The organism is Orrella sp. JC864 (assembly GCF_037026685.1).
GTDB lineage: Bacteria > Pseudomonadota > Gammaproteobacteria > Burkholderiales > Burkholderiaceae_B > Orrella.
This window is the reverse complement of the sequence record NZ_JBANET010000006.1, coordinates 20968-35707: the sequence shown is the minus strand read 5'-3', so window position 1 is coordinate 35707 and position 14740 is coordinate 20968. Positions and strand designations below refer to the sequence as shown.

The following is a 14740-nucleotide window of genomic DNA, read 5'->3' as shown; positions in this document are numbered from 1 at the left end:
AAAAAAAAACCGCCCCCAAAAGGGGCGGTTTCGTGTTCCCAAAAGCGCAACGCAATCACTGCAAGGTCCGCTCGAACACCAGCTGGCCGTCCTTGAAGTCCACCGGCACCACGTCGCGCGGGCCAAACCGGCCTTGCAGGATCAGCCTGGCGACCGGGTTCTCGATCATCTGCTGGATGGCGCGCTTCAAGGGGCGCGCCCCGAACACCGGATCGAAGCCTGTGCGGGCAATCTCGGCCAGGGCCGCGTCCGAGACCTCCAGGCGCATTTCCTGCTGTTCCAGGCGCTTGGCCAGGCGCTGCACCTGGATGCGCGCGATCGACTCGATGTGCGCGTTGTCCAGGCCGTGGAACACCACCACCTCGTCGATGCGGTTCAGGAATTCCGGCCGGAAGTGCTGCTTGAGCTCGTCCCAGACCACCTCCTTGACCGCCTCGTAAGGCTGGCCCGCCAGGTTCTGGATGTGCTGCGAACCAAGGTTGGAGGTCATCACGATGACGGTGTTGCGAAAATCCACCGTGCGCCCCTGCCCGTCGGTCAGGCGGCCGTCGTCCAGCACCTGCAGCAGCACGTTGAAGACGTCCGGGTGGGCCTTCTCGACCTCGTCCAGCAGCACCACGCTGTAGGGCTTGCGGCGCACCGCCTCGGTCAGGTAGCCGCCCTCTTCGTAGCCGACGTAGCCCGGCGGCGCGCCGATCAGCCGGGCCACCGAGTGCTTCTCCATGAACTCGCTCATATCGATGCGGATCATGTGTTCTTCGGAATCGAACAGGAAGTCGGCCAGCGCGCGCGTCAGCTCGGTCTTGCCCACGCCGGTGGGCCCCAGGAACAGGAAGGAGCCGTAGGGGCGCGAGGGGTCGGCCAGCCCGGCACGCGAGCGCCGGATGGCGTCGGAGACCAGGCGCACGGCCTCGTCCTGTCCCACCACGCGCTTGTGCAGGAAGTCCTCCATGTGCAGCAGCTTGTCGCGCTCGCCCTGCATCATCTTGGAAACCGGAATGCCCGTGGCGCGCGAGACCACCTCGGCGATTTCTTCTGCGCCGACCTGCGTGCGCAGCAGCTTGGGCTTGTCGCCCGAGCCGCCCTGCCCGGCCTGCCCGTCGCTGGCCTCGGCCGCCTTCAGGCGCGCCTCCAGCTCGGGCAGCTTGCCGTACTGCAACTCGGCCAGCTTGTCGTACTGGCCCTTGCGCTGCAGTTCGGCCATCTCGGCGCGGGCGCGGTCGATCTCTTCCTTGATCGCCTGCGTGCCCTGCACGGCGGCCTTCTCGGCCTTCCAGATTTCCTCGTAGTCGTTGTACTCGCGCTGCAGCTTTTCCAGTTCCTCCTCGATGGCTTGCAGGCGGCGGCGCGACGCATCGTCGGTTTCCTTCTTGACCGCCTCGCGCTCGATCTTGAGCTGGATGATGCGCCGGTCCAGCCGGTCCATGACCTCGGGCTTGGAGTCGATCTCCATGCGGATGCGGGCCGCGGCCTCGTCGATCAGGTCGATGGCCTTGTCCGGCAGGAAGCGGTCGGTGATGTAGCGGTGGGACAGCTCGGCCGCGGCCACGATGGCCGGGTCGGTGATGTCCACGCCGTGGTGCAGTTCGTAGCGTTCCTGCAGGCCGCGCAGGATGGCGATGGTCGATTCCACGTCCGGCTCGTCCACCAGCACCTTCTGGAAGCGGCGCTCGAGCGCGGCGTCCTTCTCGATGTACTTGCGGTATTCGTCCAGCGTGGTCGCGCCGATGCAGTGCAGCTCGCCGCGCGCCAGCGCCGGCTTGAGCATGTTGCCCGCGTCCATGGCCCCTTCGGCCTTGCCCGCGCCCACCATGGTGTGCAGCTCGTCGATGAACACGATGTTGCTGCCGTCGTCCTGGGCCAGCTCCTTGAGCACGGCCTTCAGGCGCTCCTCGAATTCGCCGCGGAACTTGGCGCCGGCCAGCAGCGCGGCCATGTCCAGCGACAGCACGCGCTTGCCGCGCAGCGTCTCGGGCACCTCGTCGTTGACGATGCGCTGGGCCAGGCCTTCGACGATGGCGGTCTTGCCCACGCCGGGCTCGCCGATCAGCACGGGGTTGTTCTTGGTGCGGCGCTGCAGGATCTGGATGGTGCGGCGGATCTCGTCGTCGCGCCCGATCACCGGGTCGAGCTTGCCCTGGCGGGCCCGCTCGGTCAGGTCCAGGGTGTACTTGGACAGCGCCTGGCGGTTGGATTCGCCGGCCGCGTCGTCCACGGAAGCGCCGCCGCGCACCGCGTCGATGGCCGCTTCCAGGGCTTTTTTCTGCAGGCCGGCCTCGCGCAGGATGCGGCCGGCATCGCCCTTGTCGTCGGCCAGCGCCAGCAGGAACAGCTCGCTGGCGATGTAGGCGTCGCCGCGGCGGGCCGCTTCCTTGTCGGTGCGCGTCAGCACGCCCTGCAGCTCGCGGCCGACCTGGACGTTGCCGTCCTCGGTCTGAACCTGCGGCAGTGCCTTGAGCGCGTTCTCCAGCGCCGGGCCGACGCGGTTGACCGCCACGCCGGCGCGCGCCAGCAGGGCCGCCGCGCCGCTGTCGGCGTCGGCCAGCAAGGCCGCGAGCACGTGCGCCGGCTCGATATAGGGATTGTCGTTGCGCGCGGCCAGGCTCTGCGCATCGGCCAGCGCCTGTTGAAACTTCGTCGTGAGTTTGTCGAATCGCATGGCGTCGTAGGTGGGAAAAAGGGGGGACAGGACGTCCCGATGCCATCAAGATGCGGGCGCAAGGCCGGATTTCAATGGGCGAACGACAGCGCCTCCTTAAAATACGACGGCCTAGTCCACCGCGTCGCCCTTCGTCTCGTTGCAAGATGTTTCCACGCCCGCCCCACGCTTTCAGCGCCGCCCACGCTGCGGGACTGCGCCCGGTTTTTGTCTATGGCTCGCTGCGCGCCGGCGAAGTCAACGATCTGTCGCAGGCCGCCCGCCGCCACGGCTGCGCGCCACCCCGCTGGCATGGCGTGGGCTGGGTGGCGGGCACCCTCTATGACCTGGGCGACTACCCGGCCCTGCTGGCCACGGGGCCGCATCGCGTGCGCGGCGACGTCTACCTGGTCGATGACGCCCTGCTCGCGGTCATGGACGAGATCGAGGAATATGTGCCGGGCACCGATTGCATGTACCAGCGCCAGCCCGTGGAGGTCGAGATGGACGGCCGGACGCTGCGCTGCGAGTACTACCCGGTGGCGGCACGATACCTGCAAGGGCTCGCGCCGCTGGACGCGCAGGACTGGGTGGCCTACCGGCGCGCCCGCGACGCGCGCCGGTAGGCAACGGACCGGACAATGCGGGCCGTCAGGCGCCGATGAAGCGCGCGATGGCCTGCGCCACCGCCGCCGGCGCTTCCCGGTGCGGGAAGTGTCCCACGCCTTCGAGCAGCTGGCGCTCGTAGCGCCCCGAGAAGAAATGCTCGCGGCCGGCGGAGGTGTCCGGGTGATTGCAGGCGTCGGCCGCGCCATGCAGCACCAGCGTGGGCACGGCCAGCACGGGCGCGGGGTGCAGCGCCGCCTCGTCCTGCGCGTAGGCCGGATCGCCCGGGGCGCCGTCCCAGCGATGGCGGTATGAGTGCAGCACCACGTCGGGCCAGTCCGGATGGTCGAAAGCCCTTGCCGCTTCCTCGAAATCGTCCTGGCCATACCAGCCGGGCGGCGACCAGCTGTCCCACATGTAGCGGGCAAAGGCCTTGCCCTGCTCGCGTACGGTCCGCTCGCCGCGCGGCGTGGCCATGAACCAGTGATACCAGTAGCGGCGCGCCTGGTCCAGCGACAGCGATTGCTTGGGATCGTTGGTGCCGTAGCCCACCGACATGATCACCAGGTGGGAAGCGGCATCGGCCTGCAGCCCGCAGGCATTGGCGACCGCCCGCGCGCCCCAGTCGTGCCCCACCAGCACCGGCTGGCGCAGGCCCAGCGCCTGGCAGAAGTCCAGCAGGTCGCGCCCCAGGGCGGACAGCTGTCCGCTGCGCGGGGTGGCCGGGTCGCGAAAGCGCGTGGGCGCAAATCCGCGCAATGCCGGGGCCAGCACGCGCAGGCCGGCCTGGGCCAGTACCTGCGCCACGGGCCGCCAGCCCCCCGGGCTGTCCGGCCAGCCATGCAGCAGCACGGCGGTGCGCCCGCCCTGCGGATTCCATTCGAGATAAGCGACGTCCAGCTTCGGCGTGCTGGCGTAGCGGTAGCCGGTCATGAAAACCTCCTTTGCTCTGCAGGAACCCGCGCGGGCGTTGCGCTCAGCCCTGCGCCGCCTTGCACTCCAGGCGGAACTTGTGCAGCAGCGGCTCGGTGTAGCCGTTGGGCTGGGTCAGGCCCTCGAAGACCAGCGCCGTGGCCGCACGGAAGGCAAAGGACTCCTCGAAGCGGCCGGCCATGGGCGTGTAGGCCGGGTCGCCGGCGTTCTGCTTGTCGACCACTGCGGCCATGCGCTCGAAGGTTTCGCGCACCTGGGCCTGGCTGACCACGCCGTGGCGCAGCCAGTTGGCGATGTGCTGGCTGGAGATGCGCAGCGTGGCGCGGTCCTCCATCAGGCCCACGTTATGGATGTCGGGCACCTTGGAGCAACCCACGCTCTGCTCGATCCAGCGCACCACGTAGCCCAGGATGCCCTGCACGTTGTTGTCCAGCTCGCTGCGGATCTCCTCGGCCGACCAGGGCTTGCCGGCGGACACCGGGATGGTCAGCAGGCCTTCCAGCAGTTCCTCGCGCACGTCGGCCAAGCGGGTCTGCTCGAGCTGCTTCTGGATCTGGACCACGTCGACCTGGTGATAGTGCAGCGCATGCAAGGTGGCGGCGGTGGGCGAAGGCACCCAGGCGGTGTTGGCGCCGGCCTTGGGATGGGCGATCTTCTGCTCCAGCATGGCCGCCATCAGGTCGGGCATGGCCCACATGCCCTTGCCGATCTGAGCGCGCCCGCGCAGGCCGGCGTCCAGGCCCACCAGCACGTTGCTGCGCTCGTAGGCGCCGATCCACGGCGTGCTCTTCATGTCGCCCTTGCGCAGCACGGGGCCGGCTTCCATGACCGAATGCATCTCGTCGCCGGTGCGGTCCAGGAAGCCCGTGTTGATGAAGGCCACGCGCTGGGCCGCGGCGGCGATGCAGGCCTTGAGGTTGACGCTGGTGCGGCGCTCCTCGTCCATGATGCCCATCTTGATGGTGTTGCGCGGCAGGCCCAGCAGGTCTTCCACGCGCGAGAACAGCTGGTCCGAGAAGGCGACTTCGTCCGGGCCGTGCATCTTGGGCTTGACGATGTAGACCGAGCCGGCGCGCGAGTTGCAGCCGCTGGCGCCCTTGCGCCTGAGATCGTGCATGGCCGCCAGGGTGGTGACCACGGCGTCCATGATGCCCTCGGGGATCTCGTTGCCGTCGCGGTCCAGGATGGCCGGGTTGGTCATCAGGTGGCCGACGTTGCGCACGAACATCAGCGAGCGGCCATGCAGCGTCAGCGGCTGGCCGTCGGCGCCGGTGTACTGGCGGTCGGGGTTGAGCGCGCGCGTGAAGGTCTTGCCGCCCTTGCTGACCTGCTCGGTCAGGTCGCCCTTCATCAGGCCCAGCCAGTTGCGGTAGACGTGGGTCTTGTCCTGGGCGTCGACCGCCGCCACCGAATCCTCGCAATCCATGATGGTGGAGATCGCCGCCTCCAGCAGCACGTCCTTGACGTGCGCGGCATCGGTCTTGCCGATGGGATGCTGCGCGTCGACCTGGATCTCGAAGTGCAGGCCGTGGTTGACCAGCAGCACGGCCGAGGGCGCCTCGGGCTGGCCCTGGTAGCCCTTGAACTGCTCGGGCCGGGCCAGGCCGGTCTGGCCTTGGGCGGTCTTGACGACCAGCTTGCCGCCTTGCACGGCATAGCCGGTGGCGTCCTTGTGCGAGCCCTGCGCCAGCGGCGCGGCCTCGTCCAGGAAGGCGCGCGCGCGCGCGATCACGGCCTGGCCGCGCTTGGGGTTGTAGTCGCCGCCGCGCTCGGCGCCGCCGTCCTCGGGGATGGCGTCGGTGCCGTACAGCGCGTCGTACAGGCTGCCCCAGCGCGCGTTGGCGGCGTTCAGCGCATAGCGCTGGTTCGAGACCGGCACCACCAGCTGCGGGCCGGCCTGCTGCGAGATCTCCGGATCGACCTGCTCGCTGCCGGCCCGCACCGTCTCGGGCTGCTCGCGCAGGTAGCCGATCTCGGCCAGGAACCGGCGATAGGCCGCCATGTCGCGGATCGGCCCGGGGTGGGCCCCATGCCACTTGTCCAGCTCGGCCTGCAGGCGGTCGCGCTCGGCCAGCAGCTCGCGGTTGCGCGGGGCCAGCTCGTGGACCAGCTCGGAAAAGCCCTTCCAGAACGCGGCGCTGTCCACGCCGGTGCCCGGCAGGGCCTCCTGCTCGATGAAGCGGTCCAGGATGTCGGCTACTTGCAGGCCATGGCGGTCGGTGCGTGCTTGCATGGGGTCTCCTTGTGGCAATGTGCGGGGGTGGGCGTGCGGGATGCGCCGCCCGTCTTCAGGATCAGTGTACGGGTTGGGAATGCAGATAAAAAGGTTATAAAAATAGCTTCATTTTTTACTAGAAAGAAAAAATGGACCGTTTCAAGCAAATGGAGAGCTTCGTGGCCGTGGCCACGCTGGGCAGCCTGTCGGCGGCGGCGCGCGCCGAAGGCGTGGCGCCGGCCATGATCGGGCGGCGCATCGACGCGCTGGAGGCGCGCCTGGGCGTCAAGCTGCTGGTGCGCTCCACCCGCAAGCTCTCGCTGACCGCCGAGGGGCGCACCTTCCTGGAGGAGGCCCAGCGCATCCTGCGCGACCTGGAAGATACCGAGGGCCTGGTTTCGCAAGGCAGCCGCCGTCCCAGCGGGCCCTTGCGCGTGAGCGCGCCGGCCGGTTTCGGGCGGCGCCACGTGGCGCCGCTGCTGCCCGAGTTCATCCGCGCGCATCCCGAACTGCAGGTCACCCTGGACCTGAGCGACCGGCTGGTGGACCTGATCCAGGAACGCTTCGACTGCGCGGTGCGCATCGGCGACCTGGTCGATTCGGGCCTGGTCGGCATGCGCCTGGCCGACAACCGGCGCGTGGTGGTGGCCTCGCCCGCCTATCTGCAGGTCCACGGCAAGCCGCGCCAGCCCGCCGACCTGGCGCGGCACAACTGCCTGTCCTTCGGCACGCGGGGCAACCAGGCGCGCGGCTGGCTCTTTCGCGTCAAGGGGCAAACCGTGGCGCAGAAGGTCAGCGGCACGCTCGAATGCAGCGACGGCAGCGTGCTGCACGAATGGACGCTGCAGGGCCACGGCCTGTCCTGGCGCTCGCTGTGGGAGGTCCGCCAGGACCTGGACAGCGGCCGGCTGGTCACCGTGCTGGACGACTACGCGGCCCCGCCCAACGGCATCTTTGCCATCGTGCCCGAGCGCAAGCACCTGCCCTTGCGCGTCAAGGTCTTCGTGCAATGGCTGCGCAAGGCCTATGCCCGCGAGGATCACTGGGCCTGAGGCGGCATTGCCGCCGGGCGGCGGCGCATGGCCGCGGCCGCTGCCACTACAATGCCAGTCGGCGGCCCGGCCCATTCCGGCCGGCGCCGCGTCGCTACCGGAAATCATCATGCAAACCAGGGTTCCCGTCGCACCCGATGCGCCCCATTGTTCCACCTGCATGCTCAGCCACCTGTGCCTGCCCATCGGCATGGCCGCCGCCGACGTGGCCAGGCTGGACGAGCTGGTCAGTGAACGCGTGCGTGTGGGCAAGGGCAAAAACCTTTATCTGACCGGCGATCCCGTCGATGCCGTCTACGCGGTGCGCTTCGGCTCGCTGCGCACGCAACTCGAACCGGCCGACGGTCAGGTGCAGATCACCGGCTTTCACCTGCCGGGCGAACTGGTGGGCATGGATGCCATGGGCCAGCCGCGCCACGTCTCCAGCGCCATCGCGCTCGAGGATTCCGAGGTCTGCGTCATCCGCCTGGCCGAACTGGACCGCATCGCCCTGCACCTGCCCGCGCTGCAGGCGCAGATGCGCAAGCTCATGAGCCAGGAGATCAACCGCTCGCAGCAGATGCTGCTGGCCCTGGGCAACATGCGCTCGGAACAGCGCGTGGCCGGCTTCCTGCTCAATCTTTCGCAGCGGCTGGCCGGCCTGGGCTATTCGCCCAGCGAGTTCATCCTGCGCATGAGCCGCGAGGAGATCGGCAACTATCTCGGGCTGACCCTGGAGACCGTCAGCCGGCTGCTGTCGCGCTTTGCGCGCGAGGGCTTGATCGCGGTGCATCTGCGCGAAGTCCGTATCCTGGATGGCGAGGCATTGAAGCAGGTGTTCGGCCAGGAGTGCTGAAGCGGGCCGCGCCGGCAAGCGCGGCCCCGCGCTTGCCGGCGCGGACAAAGCGGGCGGGCGCCAGGCCCGCCCGGCCTCATCAAGCCGTGGCCGGCTCGTCCTGGAACTGCGCCTCTTCGGTCGAACCGGTCAGCGCCGTGGTCGAGGACTTGCCGCCCTCGATCACCTGGGTGACGGCATCGAAATAGCCCGTGCCGACCTCGCGCTGGTGCTTGACGGCCGTAAAGCCCAGTTCGGCCGCCGCGAATTCCTTTTGCTGCAATTCGACGAAGGCGCTCATCTGGCGGCGGGCATAGCCGTGCGCCAGCTCGAACATGCCGTAGTTCAGCGCATGAAAACCCGCCAGCGTGATGAACTGGAACTTGTAGCCCATGGCCCCGAGCTCGCGCTGGAAGCGGGCGATGGTGTCGTCGTCCAGGTTCTTTTTCCAGTTGAAGGACGGCGAGCAGTTGTAGGCCAGCAGCTTGCCGGGATGGGCGCGATGGATGGCCTCGGCAAAGCGGCGCGCATAGGCCAGGTCGGGCGTGGCGGTCTCGCACCACACCAGGTCGGCATAGGGCGCGTAGGCCAGGCCGCGCGAGATGGCCTGCTCGATGCCCGCGCGGCTGCGGAAGAACCCCTCGGCCGTGCGCTCGCCGGTCAGGAAGGGCCGGTCGTTCTCGTCCACGTCGCTGGTCACCAGGTCGGCCGCATCGGCATCGGTGCGGGCCAGCAGCACGGTGGGCACGCCCATGACGTCGGCGGCCAGCCGCGCGGCGGCCAGCTTGGCGATCGCATCGCGGGTAGGCACCAGCACCTTGCCGCCCATGTGGCCGCACTTCTTGACCGACGCCAGCTGGTCCTCGAAATGCACGCCGGCCGCGCCCGCGTCGATCATGGCCTTCATCAGCTCGTAGGCATTGAGCACGCCGCCGAAGCCGGCCTCGGCATCGGCCACGATGGGGGCGAAATAATCCACATAGCCCTCGTCGCCGGGTTCCTTGCCCTCCATCCACTGGATCTGGTCGCAGCGCTGCAGGGCATTGTTGATGCGGCGCACCACCTGCGGCACCGAATTGGCCGGATACAGCGACTGGTCCGGGTACATCTCGCCGGCCAGGTTGGCATCGCCCGCCACCTGCCAGCCCGAGAGGTAAATGGCCTTCAGGCCGGCCTTGACCTGCTGCATGGCCTGGTTGCCCGTGAGCGCGCCCAGGGAATTGACGAAGGGTTTTTCATGCATCAGCGTCCACAGCCGCTCGGCGCCCCGGCGCGCCAGCGTATGCTCGATGGGCAGCGAACCGCGCAGCCGCACCACGTCGGCGGCGCTGTAGTCGCGCCGCACGCCTTGCCAGCGCGGGTTGTCGGTCCATTGCTTCTGCAGGTTGCGGATCTGGCTCTCGCGAGCATTCATGGCATATCTCCTGGATGAGTGAAGGGAATAACAAGGCAACACAGCGTTTGCGCCAGGCCGGGCTGGATACCGCGATGCCGGACCGGCGCCTGGGAAAAAGTCTATGCCCGTGCTGCACCGCGCAAAGCTGCTTTTCCGCTCCTTTTGGAGATTATTTTTTCCTTTAAAATCAATTTACTGCAAACATCATTCCGCAATACGGAATTCATCACGATGCCGTGAAACGCCGCTCGCGCTGCACCGCAACAGCCGCTTTCATATCCCGCCGCCGGCATTTCACGATACAAAAAATCGCCCCCTTGGACCGGACTACAATGGCCGGTCTACCGACACGCCCGCCATGACGCCTCTTGCACATGCCCCCCTGGGCCAGACCGTGGCCTATCCCAGCCAGTACGATCCCGGCCTGCTGTTTCCCATTGAACGGGCGCCGGCGCGCGCCGAGCTGGGCCTGCCGGCCGGCGCCGCTTTGCCTTTCGACGGCGTGGACATCTGGAACGCCTACGAACTGTCGTGGCTGGATCCGCGAGGCAAGCCGCGCGTTGCGCTGGCGCGGTTCCAGGTGCCCGCCGCCAGTGCCTGCCTGATCGAATCCAAATCGCTCAAGCTCTATCTGAACTCCTACAACCAGACGCCGATGGCCGATGCGCAAGCGGTGCGCGACCGGATCGCCGCCGACCTGGCGCGCGCGGCTGGCGCGGCGGTGGGCGTCGAGCTGATCCTGCCGCAGGACTATGCCGGGCTGTCCCTGGGCGAACCGGCGGGCCGCGTCATCGACGAACTGGACGTGGACATCGACGCCTATGCCCCGGATGCGGGACTGCTGGGCATGGACACGGCGCGCGGCACGGTGCAGGAAAGCCTGGTTTCGCGCCTGCTCAAGTCCAATTGCCCGGTCACCGGCCAGCCCGACTGGGCCACCGTCCAGGTGTCCTATCGCGGTCCGGCCATCGACGCGGCCGGCCTGCTGCGCTATATCGTGTCGTTTCGCCAGCACAGCGGCTTTCACGAGCAATGCGTCGAGCGCATGTTCCTGGACATCCAGGCCCGCTGCCGCCCCGAGCGCCTGAGCGTGTACGCGCGCTACACCCGCCGGGGCGGGCTGGACATCAACCCGTGGCGCGGCACGCCGGGCCTGCCGCCGCCCGCCGAGCAGCGCACCCCCAGCCAATAGGCCGGGGGTTTCCGGCTACGCGGCCTTGGACCAAGCCTGGCTCGGCGCCCGCGCCGCGCGCGCGATGAGCGAGGCCAGCAAGGCGCCGACGGCAAAGGCCGCGCCCGCCGCCAGCCAGGGACCGTGCCCCAGCCCGGCATCGAGCATGATGCCAAAGGCCAGCGGGCCCAGCGCGGCGCCCACGTCCATGCCCGAATACACCAGCCCGTAGACCGAGCCCAGGGCGCCCTTGGGCGTGACGCTGCGGATGAGCATGTCGCGCGAAGGGCCGGACATGCCCGAGCACAGGCCGGCCAGGCCCACCATGGGCGCGGCCAGCCAGGCGGGAATCCAGCCCAGCGCCAGGACCACCAGCACCAGCCCGGCCATGCACAGCGAGGCGCCGACTACTCTTTCGGTGCGCGGCGTGGCCGAGACCAGGAAGCCGCCGATGATCATGCCCAGGGCCGAGCACACCATGTAGCCGGACAGGGCCGTGCTGGCCGTCACCGCCGACAGGCCGTAGAGCTTGCCCAGCAGCGGGATCGTATAGTTCTGCACCGCGGACAGGGCAACCGAGGTCATGCCGAAGAAAAGGAACGCGCCCCAGAGCGCCGGACGCGCGGCCAGCGCCCCGATCGTGGCCAGCACGCCCGTGGGCAAGGCGGCCTGGGCCGGGTCGGGACGGCCCGGCGCGCGGCCGCCCGGCTTGTCCTGGCCGGCGCCCGCCGCGCCCTGCCGGCCGCCCGCCTCGTGGATGTCGCCAGCCAGCAGGCGTCTGGCCAGCACCGTCATCAGCAGCACGGTCGCCACCAGCGCGGCCGCCCCGAAGGCGGCCACCCGCCAGTTGAACAGCAAGGTCAGCGTGGTGATGAATACCGGCGTCAAGGCCCAGCCCAGGCTGCCCGTCAGGCCGTGCGTGCTGAAGGCGTGCCCCAGCCGGGCCTGGCTGACTCGCTTGTTCAGGATGGAGAAGTCGGCCGGATGAAAGACCGAGTTGCCCACGCCGGCCACCACGGCAGCGGTAAACAGCATGGCATAGCCGTTGGCCAGGCCGATCAGCACGCCCGAGGCGACGAAGCACGACAGGCCGAACCACAGCACGGGCCGCGCACCCACCCTGTCCACCACGAAGCCCGATGAGGCCTGCCCCAAGCCGGACGTCACGAAGAAGGCCGAGACCAGCAGCCCCAGCCGCGCGTAGTCCAGGCCGAACTCGGCCCCCAGCGAGGCGTAGAGCGAGGGGATGACCAGCTGGAAGAAATGCGATGCCGCATGCGCGATGCCCACCACCAGGATGGTGAGCCAATCGCGTCGCTTGAGCAGCGCATCCGAGGCCTGGAAGGAAGCGGCCGAGGGCGCAGGCATAACGTAACTCTCTGTCTCTTGCGGCGGGGTCGGGCCGGCTGCCCCGCTCTGTTGCATGATGCCGGTCAGCGCGACCGTTCGCGGATCGCCGGCCAGGCGCGTTGAAGGTAGTACAGCATGGACCAGACGGTCAGGACCGCGGCCACGTAGATCAGCACAGTGCCCACGCCGTCCAGGTCCACGCCCGCCACCGGGTGGTCGTACAGCAGGCAGGGAATGGCGATCATCTGCGCGGCCGTCTTGAACTTGCCCAGCCTGTGCACGGCCACGCTGGCGCTGGCCCCGATCTGGGCCATCCATTCGCGCAGGGCCGAGATGGTGATCTCGCGGCCGATGATGATCAGAGCCACGAAGGCGTCGACCCGCCCCAGGTTCAGCAGCACGAGCAGCGCCGCGCAGACCATCAGCTTGTCGGCCACCGGGTCGAGAAAGGCGCCGAAAGCCGAAGTCTGGTTCCAGCGCCGCGCCAGCCAGCCGTCGAACCAGTCGGTCAGGGCCGCCACGATGAAGGCCACCGCCGCCAGCAGGTCGCGGGTGGGCAAGGCCAGCCAGCCCTCGGGCAAGTAGAACAGCGCGACCACCATGGGGATCATGGCGATGCGCAACCAGGTGAGGACTATCGGTAGATTCAGCGGCATAGTGAAGCGTATGCTACCTCAGTCCAGGCTGGCGCATGGCGACAGGCCGTTTCAATGCAGGGCATCGTAGATGCGCTGGGCCAGCTCCCACGAGATGCCCTCGACCGAAGCCAGGTCGTCCACGCCGGCCCGCGCCACGCCCGCGAACCCGCCAAAACGCGTCAGCAGCCGCTGGCGCCGGCGCGCGCCCACGCCCTCGATCTCTTCCAGGCGCGAGACGGTACGGGCCTTGGCACGGCGGGCGCGCATGCCCGTGATGGCGAAGCGGTGCGCCTCGTCGCGGATCTGCGCGATCAGCATCAAGGCGGCCGACTCGCCGCCCAGCGCCTTGGGCGGGCGGCCATCGGCAAAAACCAGGGTCTCCAGGCCCACCTTGCGGCCCTCGCCCTTGGCCACCCCCACCAGCGTGCCGATGTCCAGGCCCAGCTCGGCGAATACCTGGCGGGCCACCTCGACCTGCCCTCGCCCGCCGTCGATCAGCACCAGCCCCGGCATGGGCGCCTCGCCGTCGGCAACCTTGCCGAAGCGGCGGGTCAGCACCTGGCGCATGGCGGCATAGTCGTCCCCGGGGGTGATGCCCGCGATGTTGTAGCGCCGGTATAGCGAAGGCTGCATGTCGTGATGCTCGAACACCACGCACGAGGCCTGGGTGGCCTCGCCGGCGGTATGGCTGATGTCGAAGCACTCGATGCGCAGCGCATCGAGCGCGGCCTCGTCGGCATCGAGTTCGAGCACCTCGGCCAGCGCGGCGGTGCGGGCCGCGCGCGCGCCGGACTCGGACAGCGCGCGCGCCAGGGCCATCTGCGCGTTGGCGGCGGCCTGCTCCAGCCAGGCGCGCCGCACGCCTTGCGGGCGCGCCAGCACGCGGGTGCGCACGCCGGTATGTTCGGCCAGCAGCGCGAGCAGCTCGGGATCGGGCAAGGCATGGCTGCACACCAGCACCGGCGGCAAGGCATTGTCCAGGTAATGCTGCGCCACGAAGGCCGCCAGCACCTCGGCCGGCGGCTCGCCTTCGGCGTGGGCGGGAAAGAACGCCTTGTCGCCCAGGTGGCGCCCGCCGCGCACCATGGCCAGGTTCACGCAGATCCTGCCGCCGGCGCCGGCCACCGCGATCACGTCGGTGTCCTCGCCGCCGGTCTCCTCCATGGTCTGCTGGTGCAGCACGCGGGCCAGCGCGCCCATCTGGTCGCGCAGCGCGGCCGCCTCTTCGAAGCGCAACTCGCCCGAGGCCTGCATCATGCGCGCCTCGATGTCGTCCAGCACCTCGCGGGTGTGGCCGTTCAAAAAACGCGAGGCGCGCTCGACGTCGCGGGCGTAGGCCTGGGCCTGGATCTCGCCCACGCAGGGCGCCGAACATCGGCCGATCTGGAACAGCAGGCAGGGCCGCGAACGATTGGCAAAGACGGTGTCCTCGCAAGTGCGCAGGCGAAACACCTTCTGCAGCACCTGGATGGTCTCGCGCACGGCCCAGGCGTTGGGATAGGGGCCGAAATACTGGCCCGGCCGGCTGGTCGAGCCGCGGTAATAGGCGATGCGCGGGTAGTCGTGCGCGGTGATCTGCAGATAGGGATAGGACTTGTCGTCGCGAAACAGGATGTTGTAGCGCGGCTTCAGGCTCTTGATCAGGTTGTTTTCCAGGATCAGCGCCTCGGCCTCCGAGCGCGTGACCGTCACCTCCAGGCGCGCCACGCGCGCCACCATGTGCGCGATGCGCGGGCTGCTGGAAGTCTTCTGGAAATACGAGGACACGCGCTTCTTGAGGTCGCGCGCCTTGCCCACGTAGAGCACCTCGTCCTGGGCATCGATGTGCCGGTACACGCCCGGCAGGTTCGGCAGCCGGGCGAGAAAATCCTTCAGGTCGAAATCCGATTCTGCCATGCCGCCAGTTTAGCGGGATGCGAGCCGGCCC

11 protein-coding genes are annotated in these 14740 nt (G+C 68.8%); 4 read left to right on the top strand and 7 right to left on the bottom strand.

Annotated features, from left to right (window positions below; translation table 11 throughout):
* Positions 1-55: 55 nt before the first annotated feature.
* On the bottom strand, positions 56-2659 hold the full coding sequence (gene clpB, locus V8Z80_RS07820) for an ATP-dependent chaperone ClpB (RefSeq protein WP_155196997.1): 2604 nt from the start codon (positions 2657-2659) through the stop codon (positions 56-58).
* 194 nt (positions 2660-2853) lie between these two features.
* Between clpB and V8Z80_RS07815 the strand changes: the two genes are divergently transcribed.
* Positions 2854-3264 carry a gamma-glutamylcyclotransferase family protein gene (locus V8Z80_RS07815; RefSeq protein WP_155195241.1) on the top strand — a complete coding sequence of 137 codons (411 nt, stop codon included), beginning with the start codon at positions 2854-2856 and terminating at the stop codon, positions 3262-3264.
* 25 nt (positions 3265-3289) lie between these two features.
* On the opposite strand, the gene V8Z80_RS07810 is transcribed toward V8Z80_RS07815, so the two are convergent.
* Positions 3290-4177 carry an alpha/beta fold hydrolase gene (locus V8Z80_RS07810; protein WP_336061608.1) on the bottom strand — a complete coding sequence of 296 codons (888 nt, stop codon included), beginning with the start codon at positions 4175-4177 and terminating at the stop codon, positions 3290-3292.
* 43 nt (positions 4178-4220) lie between these two features.
* Positions 4221-6410, bottom strand: coding sequence for a malate synthase G (locus V8Z80_RS07805; RefSeq protein ID WP_336061607.1), 2190 nt, complete (start codon positions 6408-6410; stop codon positions 4221-4223).
* 131 nt (positions 6411-6541) lie between these two features.
* Here V8Z80_RS07805 and V8Z80_RS07800 point away from each other — a divergent pair, with 131 nt between their 5' ends.
* Together V8Z80_RS07800 and fnr are read left to right on the top strand one after the other, a co-directional pair.
* Entirely contained in the window at positions 6542-7444 is a 903-nt protein-coding gene (locus tag V8Z80_RS07800; protein ID WP_155195191.1) for a LysR family transcriptional regulator, read from the top strand.
* Between the two features lie 109 nt (positions 7445-7553).
* Complete coding sequence (gene fnr / locus V8Z80_RS07795) at positions 7554-8279, top strand: fumarate/nitrate reduction transcriptional regulator Fnr (protein WP_155195192.1); 726 nt, start codon at positions 7554-7556, stop codon at positions 8277-8279.
* A 79-nt stretch (positions 8280-8358) separates the two neighbouring features.
* Here fnr and aceA read toward each other — a convergent pair whose 3' ends face one another.
* Positions 8359-9672 (bottom strand): isocitrate lyase, encoded by a 1314-nt coding sequence (gene aceA, locus V8Z80_RS07790; protein WP_155195193.1) that lies wholly within the window; start codon positions 9670-9672, stop codon positions 8359-8361.
* A gap of 340 nt (positions 9673-10012) precedes the next feature.
* Between aceA and queF the strand changes: the two genes are divergently transcribed.
* Positions 10013-10846 carry an NADPH-dependent 7-cyano-7-deazaguanine reductase QueF gene (queF, locus tag V8Z80_RS07785; RefSeq protein WP_155195194.1) on the top strand — a complete coding sequence of 278 codons (834 nt, stop codon included), beginning with the start codon at positions 10013-10015 and terminating at the stop codon, positions 10844-10846.
* A gap of 15 nt (positions 10847-10861) precedes the next feature.
* Here the strand turns inward: queF and V8Z80_RS07780 are convergent, their stop codons facing one another.
* The 3 genes from V8Z80_RS07780 to uvrC all read right to left on the bottom strand — a co-directional run bounded on the left by V8Z80_RS07780 (position 10862) and on the right by uvrC (position 14709).
* Positions 10862-12193 (bottom strand): MFS transporter, encoded by a 1332-nt coding sequence (locus tag V8Z80_RS07780; protein ID WP_336061606.1) that lies wholly within the window; start codon positions 12191-12193, stop codon positions 10862-10864.
* 65 nt (positions 12194-12258) lie between these two features.
* Entirely contained in the window at positions 12259-12831 is a 573-nt protein-coding gene (gene pgsA / locus V8Z80_RS07775; protein ID WP_155195196.1) for a CDP-diacylglycerol--glycerol-3-phosphate 3-phosphatidyltransferase, read from the bottom strand.
* Between the two features lie 51 nt (positions 12832-12882).
* Positions 12883-14709, bottom strand: a complete 1827-nt coding sequence (gene uvrC / locus V8Z80_RS07770) for an excinuclease ABC subunit UvrC (RefSeq protein WP_155195197.1) — start codon at positions 14707-14709, stop codon at positions 12883-12885.
* Positions 14710-14740 lie beyond the last annotated feature (31 nt).

Bases quoted from the DNA above. Each gene is read 5' to 3' on its own strand.
- V8Z80_RS07805 (WP_336061607.1), bottom strand. From the start codon at position 6,410: ATGCAAGCACGCACCGACCGCCATGGCCTGCAAGTAGCCGACATCCTG.
- V8Z80_RS07810 (WP_336061608.1), bottom strand. From the start codon at position 4,177: ATGACCGGCTACCGCTACGCCAGCACGCCGAAGCTGGACGTCGCTTAT.
- fnr (WP_155195192.1), top strand. From the start codon at position 7,554: ATGCAAACCAGGGTTCCCGTCGCACCCGATGCGCCCCATTGTTCCACC.
- queF (WP_155195194.1), top strand. From the start codon at position 10,013: ATGACGCCTCTTGCACATGCCCCCCTGGGCCAGACCGTGGCCTATCCC.
- clpB (WP_155196997.1), bottom strand. From the start codon at position 2,659: ATGCGATTCGACAAACTCACGACGAAGTTTCAACAGGCGCTGGCCGAT.
- V8Z80_RS07780 (WP_336061606.1), bottom strand. From the start codon at position 12,193: ATGCCTGCGCCCTCGGCCGCTTCCTTCCAGGCCTCGGATGCGCTGCTC.
- V8Z80_RS07800 (WP_155195191.1), top strand. From the start codon at position 6,542: ATGGACCGTTTCAAGCAAATGGAGAGCTTCGTGGCCGTGGCCACGCTG.
- uvrC (WP_155195197.1), bottom strand. From the start codon at position 14,709: ATGGCAGAATCGGATTTCGACCTGAAGGATTTTCTCGCCCGGCTGCCG.
- aceA (WP_155195193.1), bottom strand. From the start codon at position 9,672: ATGAATGCTCGCGAGAGCCAGATCCGCAACCTGCAGAAGCAATGGACC.
- pgsA (WP_155195196.1), bottom strand. From the start codon at position 12,831: ATGCCGCTGAATCTACCGATAGTCCTCACCTGGTTGCGCATCGCCATG.